23 protein-coding genes are annotated in these 19,088 nt (G+C 40.8%); 9 read left to right on the top strand and 14 right to left on the bottom strand.

What is annotated here, in order from left to right; genetic code table 11:
• Positions 1-173 precede the first annotated feature (173 nt).
• A complete protein-coding gene (locus tag VB733_RS07995) occupies positions 174-536 on the top strand; it encodes a Lin0512 family protein (protein WP_323339541.1) in 363 nt (120 codons plus the stop codon).
• A gap of 274 nt (positions 537-810) precedes the next feature.
• Here VB733_RS07995 and VB733_RS07990 read toward each other — a convergent pair whose 3' ends face one another.
• Positions 811-1,551 carry a 2-phosphosulfolactate phosphatase family protein gene (locus tag VB733_RS07990; RefSeq protein ID WP_323339540.1) on the bottom strand — a complete coding sequence of 247 codons (741 nt, stop codon included), beginning with the start codon at positions 1,549-1,551 and terminating at the stop codon, positions 811-813.
• 373 nt (positions 1,552-1,924) lie between these two features.
• On the opposite strand from VB733_RS07990, the gene VB733_RS07985 reads away from it, so the two are divergent.
• Entirely contained in the window at positions 1,925-2,344 is a 420-nt protein-coding gene (locus VB733_RS07985) for a BlaI/MecI/CopY family transcriptional regulator (protein WP_323339539.1), read from the top strand.
• A gap of 2 nt (positions 2,345-2,346) precedes the next feature.
• Positions 2,347-3,192: a M56 family metallopeptidase gene (locus VB733_RS07980; protein ID WP_323339538.1), complete on the top strand. Its 846-nt coding sequence runs from the start codon at positions 2,347-2,349 to the stop codon at positions 3,190-3,192.
• 296 nt (positions 3,193-3,488) lie between these two features.
• Here VB733_RS07980 and VB733_RS07975 read toward each other — a convergent pair whose 3' ends face one another.
• From VB733_RS07975 to VB733_RS07960, 4 genes are all read right to left on the bottom strand, one after another.
• Positions 3,489-3,821 (bottom strand): hypothetical protein, encoded by a 333-nt coding sequence (locus VB733_RS07975; protein ID WP_323339537.1) that lies wholly within the window; start codon positions 3,819-3,821, stop codon positions 3,489-3,491.
• 212 nt (positions 3,822-4,033) lie between these two features.
• Entirely contained in the window at positions 4,034-4,636 is a 603-nt protein-coding gene (gene speD / locus VB733_RS07970) for an adenosylmethionine decarboxylase (RefSeq protein ID WP_096614535.1), read from the bottom strand.
• Positions 4,637-4,787: 151 nt separating this feature from the next.
• Positions 4,788-5,747, bottom strand: a complete 960-nt coding sequence (locus VB733_RS07965; RefSeq protein ID WP_323339536.1) for an AEC family transporter — start codon at positions 5,745-5,747, stop codon at positions 4,788-4,790.
• A gap of 178 nt (positions 5,748-5,925) precedes the next feature.
• Positions 5,926-6,534 (bottom strand): hypothetical protein, encoded by a 609-nt coding sequence (locus VB733_RS07960; RefSeq protein ID WP_323339535.1) that lies wholly within the window; start codon positions 6,532-6,534, stop codon positions 5,926-5,928.
• 334 nt (positions 6,535-6,868) lie between these two features.
• Between VB733_RS07960 and VB733_RS07955 the strand changes: the two genes are divergently transcribed.
• Both VB733_RS07955 and VB733_RS07950 read left to right on the top strand, forming a co-directional pair.
• Positions 6,869-7,687 (top strand): M15 family metallopeptidase, encoded by an 819-nt coding sequence (locus VB733_RS07955; protein ID WP_323339534.1) that lies wholly within the window; start codon positions 6,869-6,871, stop codon positions 7,685-7,687.
• A gap of 366 nt (positions 7,688-8,053) precedes the next feature.
• The gene (locus VB733_RS07950) at positions 8,054-9,343 is read left to right on the top strand and encodes a Glu/Leu/Phe/Val dehydrogenase (protein ID WP_323339533.1); all 1,290 of its coding nucleotides are present in this window, start codon (positions 8,054-8,056) and stop codon (positions 9,341-9,343) included.
• A gap of 209 nt (positions 9,344-9,552) precedes the next feature.
• Here the strand turns inward: VB733_RS07950 and VB733_RS07945 are convergent, their stop codons facing one another.
• The 6 genes from VB733_RS07945 to VB733_RS07920 all read right to left on the bottom strand — a co-directional run bounded on the left by VB733_RS07945 (position 9,553) and on the right by VB733_RS07920 (position 12,271).
• On the bottom strand, positions 9,553-9,672 hold the full coding sequence (locus VB733_RS07945; RefSeq protein WP_096618353.1) for a photosystem II reaction center protein J: 120 nt from the start codon (positions 9,670-9,672) through the stop codon (positions 9,553-9,555).
• Positions 9,673-9,821: 149 nt separating this feature from the next.
• Positions 9,822-9,941: a photosystem II reaction center protein L gene (locus VB733_RS07940; RefSeq protein ID WP_323339532.1), complete on the bottom strand. Its 120-nt coding sequence runs from the start codon at positions 9,939-9,941 to the stop codon at positions 9,822-9,824.
• 21 nt (positions 9,942-9,962) lie between these two features.
• Positions 9,963-10,100, bottom strand: a complete 138-nt coding sequence (gene psbF, locus VB733_RS07935; RefSeq protein ID WP_096614530.1) for a cytochrome b559 subunit beta — start codon at positions 10,098-10,100, stop codon at positions 9,963-9,965.
• Positions 10,101-10,109: 9 nt separating this feature from the next.
• Positions 10,110-10,358 (bottom strand): cytochrome b559 subunit alpha, encoded by a 249-nt coding sequence (psbE, locus tag VB733_RS07930; protein WP_096614529.1) that lies wholly within the window; start codon positions 10,356-10,358, stop codon positions 10,110-10,112.
• A 315-nt stretch (positions 10,359-10,673) separates the two neighbouring features.
• Positions 10,674-11,693, bottom strand: a complete 1,020-nt coding sequence (locus VB733_RS07925; RefSeq protein ID WP_323339531.1) for a photosynthesis system II assembly factor Ycf48 — start codon at positions 11,691-11,693, stop codon at positions 10,674-10,676.
• A 182-nt stretch (positions 11,694-11,875) separates the two neighbouring features.
• Positions 11,876-12,271 carry a rubredoxin gene (locus VB733_RS07920; protein WP_323339530.1) on the bottom strand — a complete coding sequence of 132 codons (396 nt, stop codon included), beginning with the start codon at positions 12,269-12,271 and terminating at the stop codon, positions 11,876-11,878.
• A gap of 220 nt (positions 12,272-12,491) precedes the next feature.
• On the opposite strand from VB733_RS07920, the gene ndhC reads away from it, so the two are divergent.
• From ndhC to VB733_RS07905, 3 genes are read left to right on the top strand one after another with little or no spacing between them, the layout of a single operon-like run.
• Entirely contained in the window at positions 12,492-12,854 is a 363-nt protein-coding gene (gene ndhC / locus VB733_RS07915; protein WP_096614526.1) for a photosynthetic/respiratory NAD(P)H-quinone oxidoreductase subunit C, read from the top strand.
• Positions 12,845-13,594, top strand: coding sequence for an NADH dehydrogenase subunit K (locus VB733_RS07910; protein WP_323339529.1), 750 nt, complete (start codon positions 12,845-12,847; stop codon positions 13,592-13,594). The genes ndhC and VB733_RS07910 overlap by 10 nt, the downstream gene beginning before the upstream one ends.
• On the top strand, positions 13,587-14,087 hold the full coding sequence (locus tag VB733_RS07905; protein WP_416336300.1) for an NAD(P)H-quinone oxidoreductase subunit J: 501 nt from the start codon (positions 13,587-13,589) through the stop codon (positions 14,085-14,087). The genes VB733_RS07910 and VB733_RS07905 overlap by 8 nt, the downstream gene beginning before the upstream one ends.
• Before the next feature lie 51 nt (positions 14,088-14,138).
• Here the strand turns inward: VB733_RS07905 and VB733_RS07900 are convergent, their stop codons facing one another.
• Both VB733_RS07900 and VB733_RS07895 read right to left on the bottom strand, forming a co-directional pair.
• Positions 14,139-14,930 carry a metal ABC transporter ATP-binding protein gene (locus VB733_RS07900; protein ID WP_323339528.1) on the bottom strand — a complete coding sequence of 264 codons (792 nt, stop codon included), beginning with the start codon at positions 14,928-14,930 and terminating at the stop codon, positions 14,139-14,141.
• 109 nt (positions 14,931-15,039) lie between these two features.
• Positions 15,040-15,993: a metal ABC transporter substrate-binding protein gene (locus VB733_RS07895; protein ID WP_323339614.1), complete on the bottom strand. Its 954-nt coding sequence runs from the start codon at positions 15,991-15,993 to the stop codon at positions 15,040-15,042.
• A gap of 435 nt (positions 15,994-16,428) precedes the next feature.
• Between VB733_RS07895 and VB733_RS07890 the strand changes: the two genes are divergently transcribed.
• Positions 16,429-18,099, top strand: a complete 1,671-nt coding sequence (locus VB733_RS07890) for an iron uptake porin (protein ID WP_323339527.1) — start codon at positions 16,429-16,431, stop codon at positions 18,097-18,099.
• A gap of 134 nt (positions 18,100-18,233) precedes the next feature.
• Here the strand turns inward: VB733_RS07890 and psb29 are convergent, their stop codons facing one another.
• Positions 18,234-18,926 carry a photosystem II biogenesis protein Psp29 gene (gene psb29, locus VB733_RS07885; RefSeq protein ID WP_323339526.1) on the bottom strand — a complete coding sequence of 231 codons (693 nt, stop codon included), beginning with the start codon at positions 18,924-18,926 and terminating at the stop codon, positions 18,234-18,236.
• Positions 18,927-19,088 lie beyond the last annotated feature (162 nt).

The following is a 19,088-nucleotide window of genomic DNA, read 5'->3' as shown; positions in this document are numbered from 1 at the left end:
AAAATTTAGCCAAGGAATTTAATTTTCATTATTCAGATAACAAATTTTACAGCGATATTAACAAAAACCAGCACGATTCTAGTTCAAGAAAGTAGATAATTGAAAATATTTTTCTTTTTGTCCCTTTTACCTTTACTCTTAAAGATAAATAATTTCATGATATTGAGGTAATTGTGGCTCGTAAGTGTTTTATCATTGAGATGGGAATGGGTATTGATCAGCATGGGCAAGAACCGACAGTAGCAGCAGCCAGAGCCGTGCGAAATGCGATCGCTCACAATGCTCTTCTGGGTATTTGGGAAGTAGCTGGTTTAGATGACCCAAATCAAATGATTATTGAAGTACAGGTTGCAGTTCCTAGCCCAGAACAGGTTCGTGCAGAGGAAGTATTAGCAGTTTTGCCATTTGGGCAAAAAACATTGATTCTGGAGCCTGGAGGCATGGTAGTTCAAGGTCGGGCAATTCCAGTTCTCAATGATAAAAACGATGATATGTTAATTGCTGTTGCTGCTGTGAAGGTTTATGTTGATATTTAAATCGAAATCTAAATTTAACAACCATTTGTAAAGTGAATATTCAGCATACTCATGCATAGATAAACCCGGTTTCTGAGATTAAGTAGCGAACATGATTCTACTTGTTGGATGAGAAGTTGGGTTTATTTGGGATTAAGTTTGACTTTATAAATAGCTATGAAGTTTAAAATTTCCAAATCAAAAAATAAGAGAAAATAAAACCCTCTCCAGACTAAGCTATCGAGGGGGAAATGTAGAATTAAAAAATATATAGTCAAGATTTTGAGCGACAAATTTATTCAGCGTGTCTTTTCAAGACTCCCGGTTCCTGCTGCATAGGTAAGACATCTAAAACATCTGTTTGCGAACAATATTTTAGGTCTTCGAGACAATTTAAACGTAACAAACGTTGTCCGTGACTAGCGTGGTGCATCAGTCCCAGCAAATTATCTTCCCAAGAAGTATACAATGCGATCGCACTGACAACTTCATCATTCCCAGCAATTTTCTCCATAGGTGCATTCATCTCCTGACAAAGACTGTGGGCTATTGCTCCCGCACAAACCGTATCTTCGAGGGAATAACTACCTTCCCAACCAGAACCAACTATCCAAACCGTTTCGGGTTGTTTATCCACCAAATAACGTACCACCGATGCGCGATTGATTAGTGCTGCGGCAAGTACAGTCTTGGCATCTTGGATACGCTGCAAAGTCCGGGTTCCATTAGTGGTACTGATAAATAAACGTTTTCCCTCGACTATTTCGGGAGTACAGTCAAGAGGAGAATTACCCAGTTCAAATCCAGGAACTTTACCACCACCACGTTCTCCAGCGCGGAGCCGCTTGTTTGGCTGCCATTGTTCACTGACTTCCATTAACTTATCTAAGTCACTAAAAACCTGTACTGCTTCACCCCCAGCAGCCAACACCGTTGCAATTGTGCTTGTCGCCCGTAATACATCAACCGCGATCGCGCATTCGGGCACTTCATGGCTGGGAGTCTCTTCGGGAGTGTGATAAACGAATAGCTTCACGCTCTATATACACCTAAATTGTAGATTGTAGAAATTACATCTTAGGAGGTGATATCACCCACTAAAATTACAGTTTTACCCACAACTGAATTGTGTGAAGGCGCAACTTATCCTATTACTATTACCTATCTTGTCAACTAAACCACTATTATTTCTAAAGTATATGTATGGTTCACAAACATCTCAAACCCATGAGAATGAGGGCTAAGGCTCATTTTGAGCAAATTCAGCAAACTATTGCAATTTGTAATCCTATGCATAACTTTTACATAACTATTTTTGTTAAATTACAAGAAAAGGGCTGTTTATCTGAATCTTTTCCCAAACCTCCAATTCTCACATCACATCCATAACTAAATCCATAACCCCTCCTATGTCACCTTTACCTGAATACCGTCCCAAACAACTATCTGTTGGTCCCTTGGAAGCGGAAATTTTAAATATTGTCTGGGAACTTGGTTCGGCTACAGTTAAAGATGTACACGATCGCATCTTGTCTGATCCTAACCGCGAACTTGCCTATACTTCTGTGACTACAGTGTTGCGTCGTTTGACGGAGAAAGGTTGGTTAGCTTGTGATAAATGTGGACGAGCGTTTTTTTGGCGACCTTTATTAACTAAGCAGCAAGCTGAAGTAATTAAGGCACATGAGCAGTTACAGCGATTTTTGGCGGTAGGTAATCCGGATGTGATTGCCGCCTTTGCTGATAGCCTCGACGAAGCCACTAACGCTCAAATTCAAGCCATTGCCAATCGTATATCCGCCGCACGCCAAGCTAGGGAGGAACAATAATTATGCATCTAATAATCATTTTTGCTGCGATCGCATTTGCTGTGGGGATGCGAGGTTCCATTACCAAAATCCAAGGTAATTGGAATACGAGATGGCAACAAACATTATTTTTATTCCTGTTCCCTCCACTACTTATATTTACCACTGCGATCGCTCTACTATGTATGGGAACGCAAGGAAAAATGGGTACTTGGCATACAGGTTGGTGTGGCTATGCTTTTGCATGTATCAGTTTGCTGTTTTTCTCTCTGCTGTTAGTCAAACTCGCTTACCAAGGCTGGAAGTCAATCCAATCCCTTCGTCAGTATCCCCAAACTCAACTTGGTATCCAGCCAGCAAGATTATTAAACACCCAAGCCATGTTTGCCGGACAAATTGGTTTTTGGCAATCTGAACTTGTTATCAGCCAAGGTTTACTGCAAAGTCTCTCACCAGAACATCTGGAAACTGTACTAGCACATGAACAAGGACACTATCACTATCGTGATACATTTTGGTTTTTCTGGTTGGGTTGGATACGCGAATGTACTGCTTGGTTGCCCAATACCCAAGAATTGTGGCAAGAATTATTAATTTTGCGCGAAATTCGTGCCGATGCTTATGCAGCCTCACGAGTTGATAATTTATTATTAGCTGAGTCGTTACTATTAGTAGTTTCCAATCAGCCCATATCTACTGATATTCTTTGTGCCGCTTTGGGTTCTTCGAGTCACGGAAACAAGCTAGAACAGCGTATTGAAGCTTTACTTGCCCAGCCGGAATCTTCGACAACAGAATTCGCTGCTTTACCTTGGCATCGCCTGCTCTTAGCCTTGCTACCACTTGTAACTATTTTATTCCACCAGTAATACAGAGCCAATGCAGAGATTAGAGAATAACTCAGTCATTAGTTATTAGTATTCCTGTAAAAATAAATTGAACAAGTAAGCTGATGTGCAGTTAAATTGTATAAGGCAAAATATGAATTTATTGTAGTGCGGAGAGGAGTTTCCGGGGAGATGTTCTTCACGGAAAACTCCGGGGACGAAAAGCCCACCTTTGGGAAATTGCAAGCGAGACGCTTGCACTGCTTATTTTTACATGATTCTTTAGGCAGACTTTGGCACAGAGAAGATGATATTTATTGCCAATAAAGAATGAAAGTCTAATCTTCAACCTTAGAAGCATTCATTATCCAAACACGTTCTAAAAACTCAACATCTAATTGTCTTTGTGATTTTGATTGTGGCGATTTTGATTGCGACTGTTTGCATGGATTCATGGATTGAGAAATAATTCGGACAACTGCTATAAAAATTAACATTATCCCTAAACCACCTAAATAGTCGCAGACAGATAAAGATGTAATAGTTTCCGCCATCTTGACTACAGGTGAAACTTCCACATTGAGTTGATTATCTAAGAGATTTTCTTGGGTTGTAGTAGTAACAATTTGAGTGCTTGCATTCGCATAAATTGGATAGTTAAACAATCTCATATTTTTCACCCTTTGGAAATTGACAATGCAGGTAAAATCAAAACCTTATTGAATCCATAGGGGAATTAATGGGTGTTTATGCAGATGTTAAAAAAAGTTCATCATCCAGAACTGAATCTAATCCAACTCAAACCAATTTTGAAGATGAAAACAATCTAGAGACGTTACAACATGTAACGTCTCAACATCTAGACTATATGAACGGAAAATCGTTAAATAATCTCAATATGTGGTTGCACAGTAGGTGAAAACTTACCACGGGGAAGTTTCATCAGTAAATGTTTACTGGATTTAAACGCGCGAGCAATAAACTCACAGGCTTCCACAGGTGTTGTGTGTTCACCGCATGTAAACACATCAGCCGCAATATACCCATTTTCGGGCCAAGTATGAATCGAAATATGCGACTCTGCTAAAAGTGCTAATGCTGTGACTCCCTGGGGATGGAACTGATGGGCGATTCTTTCTAACAAAGTCGATCGCGCGATCGCAGCTGCATCTGCTAAAGTCTGTTTGATAAACTCAATATCGTTGAGAAGGTCTGCCGGGCAACCGTATAACTCTAACATGCAGTGAGTGCCGACGGGAACCTGAGGGTCTTGAGGGATATAGTCTAAGGGAATATTACTTGTGATAACCGGAGAACTCTCTTGACTGTCTTGTTGTAGCGATACTGACTCTTTTGTTTTCATTGCCAGTCCAGTATTCGAGTAATTCTCGCTGGTATTGAACTCTGCAACTGAGTCAAAAACAGCAGCTCCAATTGTCAAGTGTTCCACGGAACTGCCACCCATTTGATCGCGCAAATCTTCCATTTTGATGTACCTACAAAAAACATAAAATCGTGGGAATTTGGTTGTTGTGAAAGGTTGAGAATCACAAGAGGCGATCGCCAAGCGACTTTTTACTCCTGTAAAAATCTTTCTCCCACAAGCTAACTATCATAGCAGCTTATTTTGAATTTAGCTATCGAAAAAACCACAACCAAAATGGTAGAGTTATCAGTAGAACTATGGAGCCAAGGGCTAGGGCAGTCACAGCCAATTCGCGATCGAGATTAAAAGTTTCTGCAAGTACCAAAGTTGCGAAGGCGGGAGGCATTGCCATTTGCAAAACGATGACTTGGGCTATTTTCCCTGTCAACCCAAAATAATGTAGACAAATTCCGAGAATCAAGGGAATAAAAATCATCTTAATCGTTAAGCTTATGCTGGCTAATTTGAGACTTCCCCAAGAACTGAGTTGACTCAATCGCATCCCAATTAAAATTAGAGATGTCGCGATCGCACTCCAAGCGATAAAATCTAAACCAGACACAGCAAAGTTTGGTAATGTAACTTGACGTAATAGTAAACCCAAGCCGAAACTCCACAAAGCCGGATTGATGAGAATTGCTTTAAGAACTCTTGAGCGATCGCTATTTTGTTTACTATTAATGCTGTTAGTAATATTATCTGGACTGCCGTTGCCAAATTTTGCTGCTAGCGCCACCCCAAAACCGTAAGCGCCCAAAGTAGTGCCGAGTAAATCATAAAATAGCGCCCAAGCAAAATATTGAGTCCCCACCAGGGATAACACAATTGGATAACCGAGATATCCTGTATTGCCAACCATCGCTGCCAAGATTAAACTACCCTGGGTTGATTTGGACATCACTTTGTTTGCCCAAGTGCTTCTCAAGTAGATGACAAGCACAGCCACAACTGCACCAAGTAAAATCGCAGCATACGCCACAGCCGGAGCAATCCAAACTTGCTCTGATAAATCAGTCTTCCGCAAAAACGCCACAATACTTGTCGGTACACCCACCCAAAACAAAAACTGTCCTAAACGTGCCGGAATCGCCGCCGGGAGTTTTCGCCCCAAAATAAAACCAATCAAACCTAAGCCGATTAACTTGGCGTAAAGTTCTAAAAGATGAGTCATCCAATTTTGAATTACTTGATGAGGAACTAGAATTGAATAACTTACAATTCTGAACGAATATGAAATAGTGCGTGACGCTGGGCTAATGGCACCCTAATTTTGGCATTTATTTAATTTACATTCCTTAGAAATCGCTTGCGCCTCTATATTCTAATTACTTAAACCTAATTACTTAAACCTAATTACTTAAACCCCTAAATGGTTCAGCTAAAATGCCCAAAATTTGTTCGAGTTGGGTGATAAAATACTCAGTCCTGTCAATTTTGAGGATTTCGGCTTCGAGCATTAAAAACTTCCACAGCGTACCAGTTGATACTACACCATAAATTGTTTTTGATTGTCCTTTGCGATCGTTAAATACTTGAGCAGCTACCATTTCTGCTGCACATTGTCCTAAACCTAACTTAATGTCATTATCTTTAGCCTCAACTACTGCCATGACTGGAGCAGTAATTAATAACTGGTTTTCTGAAGCAGTCAAAATAAAATCACAGACACCAGTGAGTCCCTTACTTTCGTCAACATTAAATGAATTGCCCGAAAAATAACCAATTTTACCGGGAAACATTCTTCTCACTTCCAGAAGAATTGGAGTAATAATTAATTCAGACCTTGCCTTTTCCGTACTAATATTAGTCGCTAATTCTAAAGTTTCTTCGAGGGCTTCTTGCAATCGTTGAGATGGCTTAACTGGAATCACTTGACTAAATAAGCTATGACTTTCCTCAAGAATCAGATTTAAGTCATTAATTGCTCGATCAAGAGTTTTAAAATCGCTGTATGACACAGTAATTTTATGTTGTGGTGGCTAGGATTATACCAAACTATTATAGCCGCTATTAGAAAGGTAGCTATTCTCGTTTCTCGTAGCCAATCAAACACTTCTGGCGACTTGAGCAATATATCACGCTTAAAGACTTATTATTAAGGCTGACGCAGAGACATAGAGATATAGAGATATGGAGATATGGAGATATGGAGGCATGGAAAATTTTATCCTTAAGTAATTAGCTGGGCTTGATTACCCATTGCCCAATTCCCAATTCCAAACTATCTATTGCGTTATTTATTTCCCAGACTACAATCGGTTATGGCAATTTAACAAAAGCAGGAGTTAACCTTTGAATAACGGTGGGTTTTCTGGAAAACCGCAAAATTCATCATCTAGTTCTGGTGACGATATTCCAGCAGCGTTACGCGATACTCCTGATGTATCACAAAAAAGTCGCTTCAGATTACCGCTACTAATTGTGGGTGGTGTTGTCGGATTTGTATTCCTAGCAATCGCTAGTGGATTTCTCTTTTTTATTACCGCACAAAAAAAAGACACAAATCAACAACCTATCTCCACCAACACAAATGCTGCATCCTCCTCATCACCGATTCCAGGAGATAATCAAGCAAAAACCAATGATGCCTTACTGGGGCATTTTCCCTATCCAGAAGCACCAGAAACGGAACTCGCATCTATTTCCCTCAATGGACGCTTGCGAATGCGGAAAACAGCTGCACAACAATTCCAGGCAATGCAACAAGCTGCACGCAGCGCGGGAGTGAATTTAGTCCCAATTTCTGCTTTCCGCTCGATTCAAGAACAAAAGCAATTATTCTTTACCGTGGGTGCCCAACGCAACCAAACTCCAGCTGAACGCGCATCACTCTCTGCACCACCTGGTTATAGTGAACATCACACAGGTTATGCAGTTGATATTGGTGACGGTAATGTTCCAGCAACAAATTTAAGCGAAAATTTTGAGAAAACCAAGGCTTACGAATGGTTATCACAAAATGCTGCCAAATTCAGCTTTGAATTATCTTTCCCTAGAAATAATCCTCAAGGTGTAAGTTACGAACCCTGGCACTGGCGCTTTGTTGGTGATACACAAAGTTTAGAGACTTTTTATAAGGCAAAAAATGTCAAACCAGTACCAACACCTTAATATTTAGAAAAAGAACACAGATATTATATAAATTCTATACCTGTGTTCGTCTATGTGTATCTCTGGTTTCATGATTCTACATTTTTTTGACTTTCATTACCAAACTAAAAACCGAAAAACTGTAACGAATTTTACAAAAAATCTCATTTTCTCCAAAAAAGCTGGATAATCGAATATATAAAGGAAAAGCAGCATAAGTCAGAATAAATCAAGCGATGGAATCAAAACACTTCTAAGGCGGAGTATGCAAACTTTGAGACATCCCGTCACTCGTACAAAATTTCCAGACTGAATTCTGACTGCCAACAACCGATTCCTTATTGTTCAATCTACACATAAATCTACTTCCTATTAGGAGAGCAACGTATGATTTCGACTTCCTTGTTGCCCCTTGAAACCCCAACTCCAGCCCATATTTGCCCATTTGATCAAGCTTGTAGCTATCTTGAAGCCGCAGCACGTGAATTAAAGCTAGACCAAGGTATATTAGAAATCTTAAGCAACCCACGTAAAGTAATTACAGTATCGATTCCTGTCAAATTAGATAATGGTGAAATTCGAGTTTTTGCCGGACATCGAGTACAGCATTCAGATATTTTGGGACCCTATAAAGGTGGTATTCGTTACCATCCGGCTGTCACATTACGCGAAGTTTCTGCCTTGGCAATGTTGATGACTTGGAAATGTGCATTATTGGGAATACCCTATGGTGGGGCAAAAGGAGGAATTGCGATCGCTCCTAAAAATTATAGTGTTGGCGAACTGGAGCGCATTACCCGGCGGTTTATCAGCGAGTTAATTAAAGACATTGGTCCCTCCGTAGATATACCAGCACCGGATATGGGAACATCCGCGCGCGAAATGGCTTGGATGATGGATACATATTCCGTGAATGTTGGACATGCAGTCCCAGGAGTGGTGACAGGTAAACCTCTATCCGTAGGTGGTTCCTTGGGACGGGAAATGGCAACCGGGCGTGGTGCAATGATTGTTGTTAGGGAAGCTTTGAAAGATTTGGGTAAATCTTTGCATGGCACACGAGTGGCAATTCAGGGTTTTGGTAATGTCGGTGGTGCCGCAGCACAGTTATTCTACGAAGCCGGAGCTAAGGTTGTTGCGGTATCAAATAGTACAATTGGCATTTACTCGGAAACTGGCTTGGACATTCCCGCAGTTAAAGCTTACATGATGGCGAACCACCAAAGTTTAATTGGTTATCCCCAGGCAACAGCAATTAGTAACGCAGAATTATTAACTTTACCTTGTGATGTCTTGGTTCCCGCAGCCTTGGAAAACCAAATCACGGAAGAAAATGTGAATCAGGTGCAAGCTAAGATAGTTGCGGAAGCCGCGAATGGTCCTGTAACTTTGGAAGCAGACCGCTCCTTACAAGCACGAGGAGTGATTGTATTACCCGATATTTTGGCAAATGCGGGGGGTGTGGTTGTGAGTTATTTGGAATGGGTACAGGGTTTGTCCTATCTATTTTGGGATGAGGAACGGGTTAATCGGGAAATGGAAAATTTGATGGTTCACGCATACCATCAAGTGGTAGAACAGTCAAGAAAAAGAGAGATTCCTTTGCGTTTAGCTGCTTATACTTTGGGTGTAGGTAGAGTGGCGAAGGCTCTGACGGATAGAGGTTTGTATCCTTAGAACAACTAAATAATTTACCGTGACGTTTAATTATAATTAAAACCGCCTACCTTTATAGATAGACGGTTTTTCCAATGCTGATTTTCAAACAATTATTAAAATTACTCACAACCAGCAACAAATTATGTGTATCATTTCATGCTAATGACTAATAGCTAAATTTGTAGATACAATTAGCCATCAGCGTTGCACAATCGGTTCTCATGAGATTACATTGAAGAACCTATTCCTGCGTAAGCTCCATAAAAGAAAATACCTACTACAGTAATCACGCCTAATCCTGCGACTGTCGCTACAATCCACAGGGGAATTCTCCCACTTCCAGACACAGCTTTTCCTCCCTTCACAAAAATTAACAACAATGATTTAGTCACTAGTTATTTGGTTAGTTAGTGATTGTCATCGAGGTGCTAGCACCCTACCCTCAGCTACAACAAATAACAAGGACAAAAAACAAATTTATTTACAAGCTAGCTACCTAGTTAAAGAAGTAACTAGAAAATAAAATTCCCAGTACGAAAACGAGCAATAAACCCAGGAATAATGAAGTCCGGTTTAGCTCAACTGGTTGGTTATTCGGGTTAGGCGATCTATCCATGAGTTTCTCCTAGCTGTGTTCTTAGCGTTGAATAAATTGCATAGCCGCGATCGCGCCCAAAAAGAAGACGGTGGGTACAGCGAGGGTATGAACCGCAAGCCAACGAACCGTAAAAATAGGATACTGAACAGGTTGGTTTATGTTATTGCCGCTAGTCATAATCTCAGGCTACTTACCAATATATTTTTCGACTTGATTTTTTGATTCAAAACGGTTATTGACGATGGGCACTTCTTGCCGCGTTTGAGTAAAATACTCATCGGGACGGGGTGTACCAAAAACATCATACGCCAAACCAGTCTGTACAAATAACCAACCAGCAATGAACAATGCTGGAATGGTGATGCTGTGGATTACCCAGTAACGAATGCTGGTGATAATATCCCCAAAGGGACGTTCTCCAGTGGTACCTGACATTTTTTTCCTACCTATAATTTAAACGTGGGAACGCAAACCGTGACAACGCTTTTGGCATTTCGCAGTCAGTGTTTATTTTCTTTTATTAAGAGAGAATTATACACTTAGCTCAGAGCCAAACGTTGATAGTTTAATGGCTTAATGAGTTTATTATCCTACAAAGTTAAGAAAGAGTTACAACTTGCAACGTGTTTCTCAGAAAACTTTTTTTTAACGGATATTGATTGGGTGAAGAGGCGGAGATGAAAGTTTTCTACAATTCTTTTTTGTCTCCCGATCTCCGCGTCACCGCGTCACAACTTGACTACCTTCCCATTAAGCTGATTTACCTTCAGATACAACATTGGATTGATATTTGAGTAAATAGCCACCGCGATCGCCAATAATAAAACCTTTTTCGGGTGATAAAAAGACGATTTTAGAAAGGTTGGCAGGAACTTCTTCAACATCACGGTCTTTTTCCCAAGTCTTACCACCATCAGCACTCCGTAGCAAGTTACCGCTACCACCACCTACCCAAACTTCATCGGGGGTGCGATATGCCAAATCTAGTAAACCCCAACTGGTAGAAAGTTCAGGGTATTGTGCTTCCAGCCATTCTTCGGGATTTTCGGGATTACTGTACTGAACTTGACCACCACGGGCAAGCATCCACATTTGTCCGTCGTTGGTAAAGCCCATATTTTCGACTCGGCGTGAACTATTGCGGTTGTGAGGAACCCAAGCAGCTTGTCCTGGTTCCCAGGTTGAGTAAAAGTTACCTTTTGCCGATACAGCGACATATTTACCATCAGGCGATCGCTTGATATTACGAACGAAACCAACGGCTTCGGCAACTTGAGCTTTCCAGTTTTTACCACCATCATTAGTTTCATAGATAGCACCAACATTGGTGACCATCTCAGCTTTATTTGTACCTAAAGCAACAATGTTGATCGGGCTACCTGGTAATTTTTCGCTGAGGGGAATGCGCGACCAAGACTTACCTTCATCAGTGGTATGTAACATTAATGAAGGCTCGCCAACAATCCAACCTTCCTTACCTGAAAAACTTACCGAGTTAAAGCGGAAAGTTTCCTCATCAAGTTGGAGTGCGATCGTATCCCAACTATTTCCACCATCTTTTGTTTCCAGCAAAGTCGAATCGCTACCTACCAAAAATCCGTGGGGAGAAGCATCTACAAAGGCAATGTCAAGTAGTTTTGCCTCCGTAGGCACAGAAATTAATTCCCAAGGATTGTATCCTGTAGAGGGGACACTGCTGCAACCGACGCAAGCCAAAACAACCACCACTACAGCCAATATTTTTCGCCAAAATCTTGAAATTGCCAGCATCAGTATTCTGTTGGTATTGATGTAAATTTATCTAATGAAATTGAGGTATGGGTTACAAAATGGGGTTATGAAAAAGAGTTAAAGAAGGTGAGTTACGGATATTGACTGTAAACTGTAATACTTACCCTTTTCTCTGACACATATATCTCTAGTCTCTCTACATTTCCCCGTTTCTGACTTCTTTACTGCAAACCATACAAACTGATAAAGAGTAAAAAACCTATTCCCAAACCACCGAAAATCAAAATATTCTTTTGTGTTGGAGTCAAATTATTTACGCCTAATCCAAAACCGAGGTTTTCTTTAAAACCAGATGCGAGACCAGCAGGTCCAATATTGGCAAAAGCTGCTTTCTTCGCACCACAAACTGGACAACGCCAATTGATTGGTAACTCCTCAAAAGGTGTACCCGCAACAATATCGCGTTTATCATCTCCCTTATTCGGTTCGTACACGTAACCGCAGGCTCGACACTCGTAGCGGTCTAACTCTGTTGTTTCCACAGGCGTATCAACGTCTGTCTCAACATTTGTCTCAACAGTCGCTTCGACTGCTGGTTCGTTACCTTGTTCGCTCATGGTTACAGATGCAATGGGTAATTGACAGGCGAGGTGAAATATTAAATATACGTTACAAATTATGACACAACTGTTAGGTTTTTCTATCACAACCAAAAACGATTCAAATTACCTCTGCATCTGTTTTCTAAGATTCAAAAATCCCAAGACGATATAATGTATGTAAATTAAGGTAACAAGGTTAATTCACTCAATTTCACTCTGGCGGTAGATATATATTGTGTTTGTCCTTAGCGGTTACGAATACCTTCTAGGCTTCCTGATTATTTGTAGCCTAGTACCAGCCCTAGCTCTGAGTGCGTCAAAACTCCTGCGACCCAGCAGTCGCAACCCAGAACGGCGCACCACATATGAATCCGGAATGGAGCCGATTGGCGGAGCCTGGATTCAGTTCAACATTCGTTACTACATGTTTGCGCTTGTCTTTGTAGTCTTTGATGTCGAGACTGTATTTTTATATCCTTGGGCGGTTGCTTTCCACCGTCTAGGTTTGTTGGCGTTTATTGAAGCGCTAATATTTATCGCAATTCTTGTAGTTGCCCTAGTTTACGCATGGCGTAAAGGAGCTTTGGAATGGTCTTAGATGCTAATTCGGCGAAAGACATCGCCCAGCAGCAAACAGAGCGTATTCTCAACCCGATTCAGCGTCCGACAGTCACCCAAGAACTGTCGGAAAATGTCATTTTAACAACCGTTGATGACCTTTATAACTGGGCAAGACTTTCGAGTTTGTGGCCCCTACTATTTGGTACAGCTTGCTGCTTCATTGAATTTGCAGCCATGATTGGCTCGCGATTTGATTTTGATCGTTTTGGACTAATTCCCCGTTCTAGCCCCCGCCAAGCCGATTTAATCATCACGGCAGGGACAATCACGATGAAGATGGCACCCCAGTTGGTGCGTCTTTACGAACAAATGCCCGAACCTAAATATGTGATTGCCATGGGGGCTTGTACGATTACTGGTGGAATGTTTAGCGTTGACTCACCAAGTGCAGTGCGTGGCGTGGATAAACTTATACCAGTAGATGTTTACTTACCAGGTTGTCCTCCCCGTCCAGAAGCGATTATGGACGCGATTATTAAGCTACGGAAGAAAATATCTGACGATTCGATGCAGGAGCGCGGAGTTATTAAACAAACTCACCGCTATTACAGCACTATGCATAACATGAAGCAAGTTGAGCCAATTTTGACTGGTAAGTATATGCAGTCAGATACTCGCTACACCCCACCCAAAGAACTAACTGAAGGCATGGGTATGCCCGTACCGCCAGCGCTGCTCACATCCCAAAAGCAGAGGGAGGCAACCAAACGTGGCTGAAGAACAAGCAATAGCACAAGTGGGTAAAGTGTCTCAATGGCTGACTGACAATGGCTTTGAACATGAGTCGTTGGAGTTAGATCGTAACAACGTTGAGATTATCAAAGTTGAAGCTGATTTCTTGCTACCAATTTGTACGGCTTTGTATGCCTACGGATTTAATTACCTACAATGCCAGTGTGGTATTGATATGGGAGCAGGACAAGACTTAGTCAGCATGTATCATTTAATTAAGGTCAGTGATAACGCTGACAGACCCGAAGAAGTACGAATTAAAGTATTTCTACCTCGTGAGAATCCAAGAGTCGCTTCAGTGTACTGGATTTGGAAAACCGCCGATTGGCAGGAACGGGAATCTTACGATATGTATGGGATTGTTTACGAAGGACATCCCAACTTAAAACGGATTTTGATGCCCGAAGATTGGGTGGGATATCCATTACGTAAAGATTATGTTTCCCCTGATTTCTACGAGTTACAAGATGCTTATTAATTAAGTGATATTTTCAGAGGGTTAATTTCATCAATTAACCCTCATTTTGCATCAATGTCGGTGATGGTAATAACTAAAATTAGGACCGTAGGTAGCGAGAAGATTTTGAGGTGAAAGCGCAATTTCTGGTTTGCCAGTACAAACTATAGTTTGGTTCAGGCAAATAACGCGATCGCAATGTCGATTTACCATATCAATATCATGGGAAACCTGCAAAACTGTCCATCCTTCTTGCTGTTTTAATTCATTTAGTAAGTCGTAAAATTCAGCCGTACCCTGTGCGTCTACTCCAGCAAAGGCTTCATCTAATACTAGCAATTTTCGCGGCATTACTAAACAGTAAGCAAGTAATACCCGTTTGAATTGTCCTCCGCTTAGGGTGCCGATGGCTTGATTTCGTAAATGTAATGCATCGGTTCGTTGCAAAGCCTTTTCCACTGCTGCTAATTTTTGTCGATCCGGCTGAAATAAATTCCGTAATAATCGCTTTTTATTGTTTCTGTTTCCACTTTTTGCCTCTCTTACCCATCCCAAACCAACTAATTCTCCAACCGAAATTGGAAAACTACGGTCAAAAATAAAATTTTGCGGCATGTAGCCTATTTGTAAACGCAAATTACCTAAACGTGAAATCGGACGACCAAAAATATTAACTGTACCGCTACTATGGGGAATTAAATCTAAAATAGCTTGCACTAATGTACTTTTCCCCGCACCATTGGGACCCACTATTGCAGTGTTAGTTCCTGGTAGTAATTCAAATGAAACGTCACGAAGTGTCAAATAATTACCTTGGAACACAGTTAAACCTTCGACTTTCAGAACAGCAGCATCAATTGTCATTGCTCAAAAATAATTATTGATAGATTGCACGTTAATGATGATTAATGATTGACTATTAGCTACTGTTGTATAGCTTCTGATCATTAACCATTAACTCCTAACTCCTAACTCATTTACAGGCAGATTCCAAACTTTGCAAATTTTTTCTCATTGCTTGAAAATAATATTGGGGATTTTGTTCACCTGATTCTAAAGGGTCAATTTCTTGTAATGTCAAATTTAAGTCTTTAGAAAGACTATTCAACAATTTATTATCTGTGCCTGGTTCACCCAGCAGAGTTTTGACTTTATATTTTTTGACAGTATTAATTACTTTTTGAATTTCATCTGGCGATAGTTGGTCTTCGGGTATCTCCACAACTGCAACTTGTTGGAGGTTGTAGCGCTTGGCTAGATATGGATATGCATCATGAAAGGTAATGAAAGTACAGTTGGGTGTTTTTTGTAACACTTGCTGAAATTCACTGTTCAAATTGTCCAGTTCTTGAATATATGCTGCTGCATTTGCTGTATATATCTCTTTATTGGCTGGGTCTGCCGTAATTAAACCATCGCGAATGTTAGTTACTTGCAGCTTTGCTAAAACCGGGTCTATCCAAACGTGGGGATTTCCTTCTGCGTGTTCGTGGTCATGATCATGTCCTTTTTCTTTCACTACTTTTTCGACGGGAGAGGTTTTATTCAAAACTTGAATCCCCTTACTTGCATCTATTTCTGTTAATTTCTTGTTCTGAGCATTTTTGACTGTATCTCGGAGAAATTCTTCTAGCCCTAGACCATTTTTCACCAGTATATCTGCATCTACAATTGCTTTGACATTTTCTGGTGTCGCTTGATACTCGTGAACTTCTGTCCCTGGTCTGATTAAGATTTCCACATTGGCTGTTTCTCCTGCTACTGCTTTAGTAAACCAGTACATCGGCAAGAACGTTGTCACAACTTTTTTTTTGTTTGAGTTTGCTGTGATTGAAGGTGTCGCAGTCACTTCTTGGGCTGGAGGTGAAGTCTCCGTAGTCGTAACTTGGTTACTAGCGGATTGGTTACAACCTACGACAAACCCCATGACAAACAACACCAATAAATTGATGGTGCGAGGTTGAATATTAATTCTTCTTTGGCGATACCAGTTTACAAACAAGTGATTTTCAGTAACAGTCTTTTTTATTTCCATTCCTTTTTACCCTTCTTCGTCAGAGAACAGTCACTATTGACAACAAAGCTAATTGTAATGTAAATATATACTATTGCAATAATTATTCTCATTATCTATAGACTATACTACCTAAAATCCATATTGAAATCTATCTGGAATCAATACTTTGGCATTGCATTGATGCATTTTTCACATCCAGTGTCAAAAATTCCCTATTCTAGATTCTTGATTGAAAATCTAGTTAATTACGTCTTCAAATCTGATAATCTAATGAGATTATTTGTTAATAAATAATCGCCACAGACAGCACATCTTTGTCAATAAAATAGGAATCTTAGGGGTATCATGCAAAATTTTCAAAAATTCTTAGTTGCTAATCCAGGGCTGTTTGTTGCAACTATCCTAGTTAATTCAACAGTCATACTTCTTGGCAGTCACTCCGCGATCGCTCAAGAAGCGTTATCAGTATCGAAAGATTCTACAAACACTCCAGTTAATCTAACTAGCAACATTCCCCAACCAACCATAATCTCACAGGTGACTTCGGTCTCCCAACTATCTGATGTACAACCAACAGACTGGGCATTTCAAGCACTACAATCCTTAGTTGAGCGCTATGGGTGTATTGCAGGATATCCGAATGCAACCTATCGTGGGAACCGAGCGATGACACGGTACGAGTTTGCTGCTGGTTTGAATGCTTGTTTGGAACGGGTAAATGAATTAATTGCAACTGCGACGGGTGATTTAGTTACTAAGGAAGATTTAGACAGGTTACGTAGGTTGCAAGAAGAGTTTTCAGCAGAATTAGCAACGTTGCGGGGACGTGTTGATACATTAGAAGTCAGAACAGCAGAGTTAGAAGCGAATCAATTTTCGACGACAACTAAGTTGCAAGGTCAGGTGGTTGGTGTCATTAGCGATGTCTTTAGCGGTGACAATGTGAATGGTGTCAGCCCCAAAAATGATAACAACACCACCTTGGGAGCCAGGGCACGGATAGAACTGGTTACTAGTTTTTCTGGGGAAGATACCCTATTTACGCGGATTCAAGCAAACAACATTCTTAATCCCGAACTTGGGACACCGGAAGGTTCTTTGTTTTTCGCTGGTGATGACGGCAGCATGAATGCAGTCATTGATGCTTTATGGTACAAATTTCCTCTGAGTAAAAGTACGGAAGTAATTGCGATCGCCAATGCTGGTGCTGCTGATGATATAACTAGCACAATCAATATCTTCGATGGTGATGGGGCATTTGGAGCGTTGTCAACCTTTGGTACTCGCAACCCAATTTACTATCAAATGGATGGCGCAGGCTTAGGGATAACCCAAAATTTTGGGGATAAATTGTCTCTGAGTTTAGGATATTTAGCTGGTGAGTCGAATAATCCGGCACCAAAATCTGGTTTAACCGATGGCGCTTACGGAGCTTTAGCCCAATTAACCTTTAAACCGAGCGATCGCATTTCAGTAGGTTTGACCTACATTAATTCTTATAAGCAAGAACTTGGTGCTGGTAGCTCGCGAGCAAATCCAATTTCTAGATTGAGTACATTCGACTTTGATGGCAATGGTGAAGAAGATGCTTTAGATGTACCCTTCTCCAGTAACTCCTATGGTTTACAGGCTTCCTTGGGTATCAGTAATAATATTGTTTTAGGTGGTTGGGTGGGATACACAAATTCCCGTAACGTTTCCACTAAAGGTGGATTGGTTGAACGTGGTAGCCTGGATATTTGGAATTGGGCAGTAACTCTCGGTTTCCCTGACTTGGGTAAAAAAGGTAACTTGGCTGGTGTCATTGTAGGGATGGAGCCAAAAGTCACAGGTTCTAGTATTGATGGATATGGTAAAGACCGAGATACTTCCTACCACATCGAAGCTTTCTACCAATACAAAGTCTCCGATAACATTACCATTACCCCTGGTATCATTTGGCTAACAGCACCCGACCACAATCAGAATAACGATGCTGTTGTCATTGGTGCATTACGGACTACGTTTAGCTTCTAGTTCCACGAAGTAGGAAGCTATCGCAATTGTAAAAAATGGTGAGAGTGGGGGAAACCCCACAAACAAACTAATGGGGGGAGGGGAAGACAAGGGTAGAAATATCACTTTTTCTTTTCCTTGTTCTCCTTGTTTCCCTAGCTACTAATTTGTTGTGATTGCTGTTGAGAGCGTTGTTCGCGTTTTTTGCGATCGGCTGCTACCATATCCGCCATGACTACCATTGCTTGCGCCATTTTGTCTAGGTTTGAGCGGTACAATTCCAAATCTTTGTTGAGTTTATCATCAGAGATATGCAAACCTTGAGCGATCGCATTAAAGGTGTCGGTACGTTGTTTTTCGTCTTTTACCAATTCCGGATCAGCTGCCTCAATTAATGAAAATAAACCGATCGCAAACAACCTGCTGTATTTAAATTTGGGATTGTTGGCAATAGTGTGTAATTCCGATTGCAATTGTCCATCCCGCTCTAGAGGCTGGGTTTGACTCAGCCAGGCAACTAAGTCTTTGACAGGAAGACTTTTGGCAATTTCTTGCAATCTGTGAGCATCTTGCTGATACTGTTCGGGATTTGTTTCGATTGACTGACAAAGGGCGTTAAAAATTGAGGCTTTATCGGTTTCGGGTTGATAACCCTGCATAAAGCGGTCAAACGCAGTGACTACGCCCAAACCATAAATTGAATTGTAGCTAAAATCAACATTCACAGATAGTAGATGCATTTCTACCATCATTTCTTCTGTAACCCGACGATAAATAGTGTTAACCGGACGGGTGTGAAGGGCGTAGAAAGTTTTTTTTGTATCGGAAACAGTACGGACGTTATTCACAAAAATAATTCTAAGGGCGACTGGTATTCATTTTCTATTGTGCTGGCAAGTTGGCGAAGTTGCACTTGCTAAGTTTCAATTAGTGATGAAACTTGATAACTTACCTAACAATTTAGGATAATTATAGCTACAACAATTTTCAGCAAATTTTTTTGCTTTGGC

Source organism: Calothrix sp. UHCC 0171, assembly GCF_034931845.1.
Classification (GTDB): Bacteria; Cyanobacteriota; Cyanobacteriia; order Cyanobacteriales; family Nostocaceae; genus Brunnivagina.
Note: the sequence above shows the minus strand (reverse complement) of the source record. Positions and strands in the feature narration are given on the sequence as shown.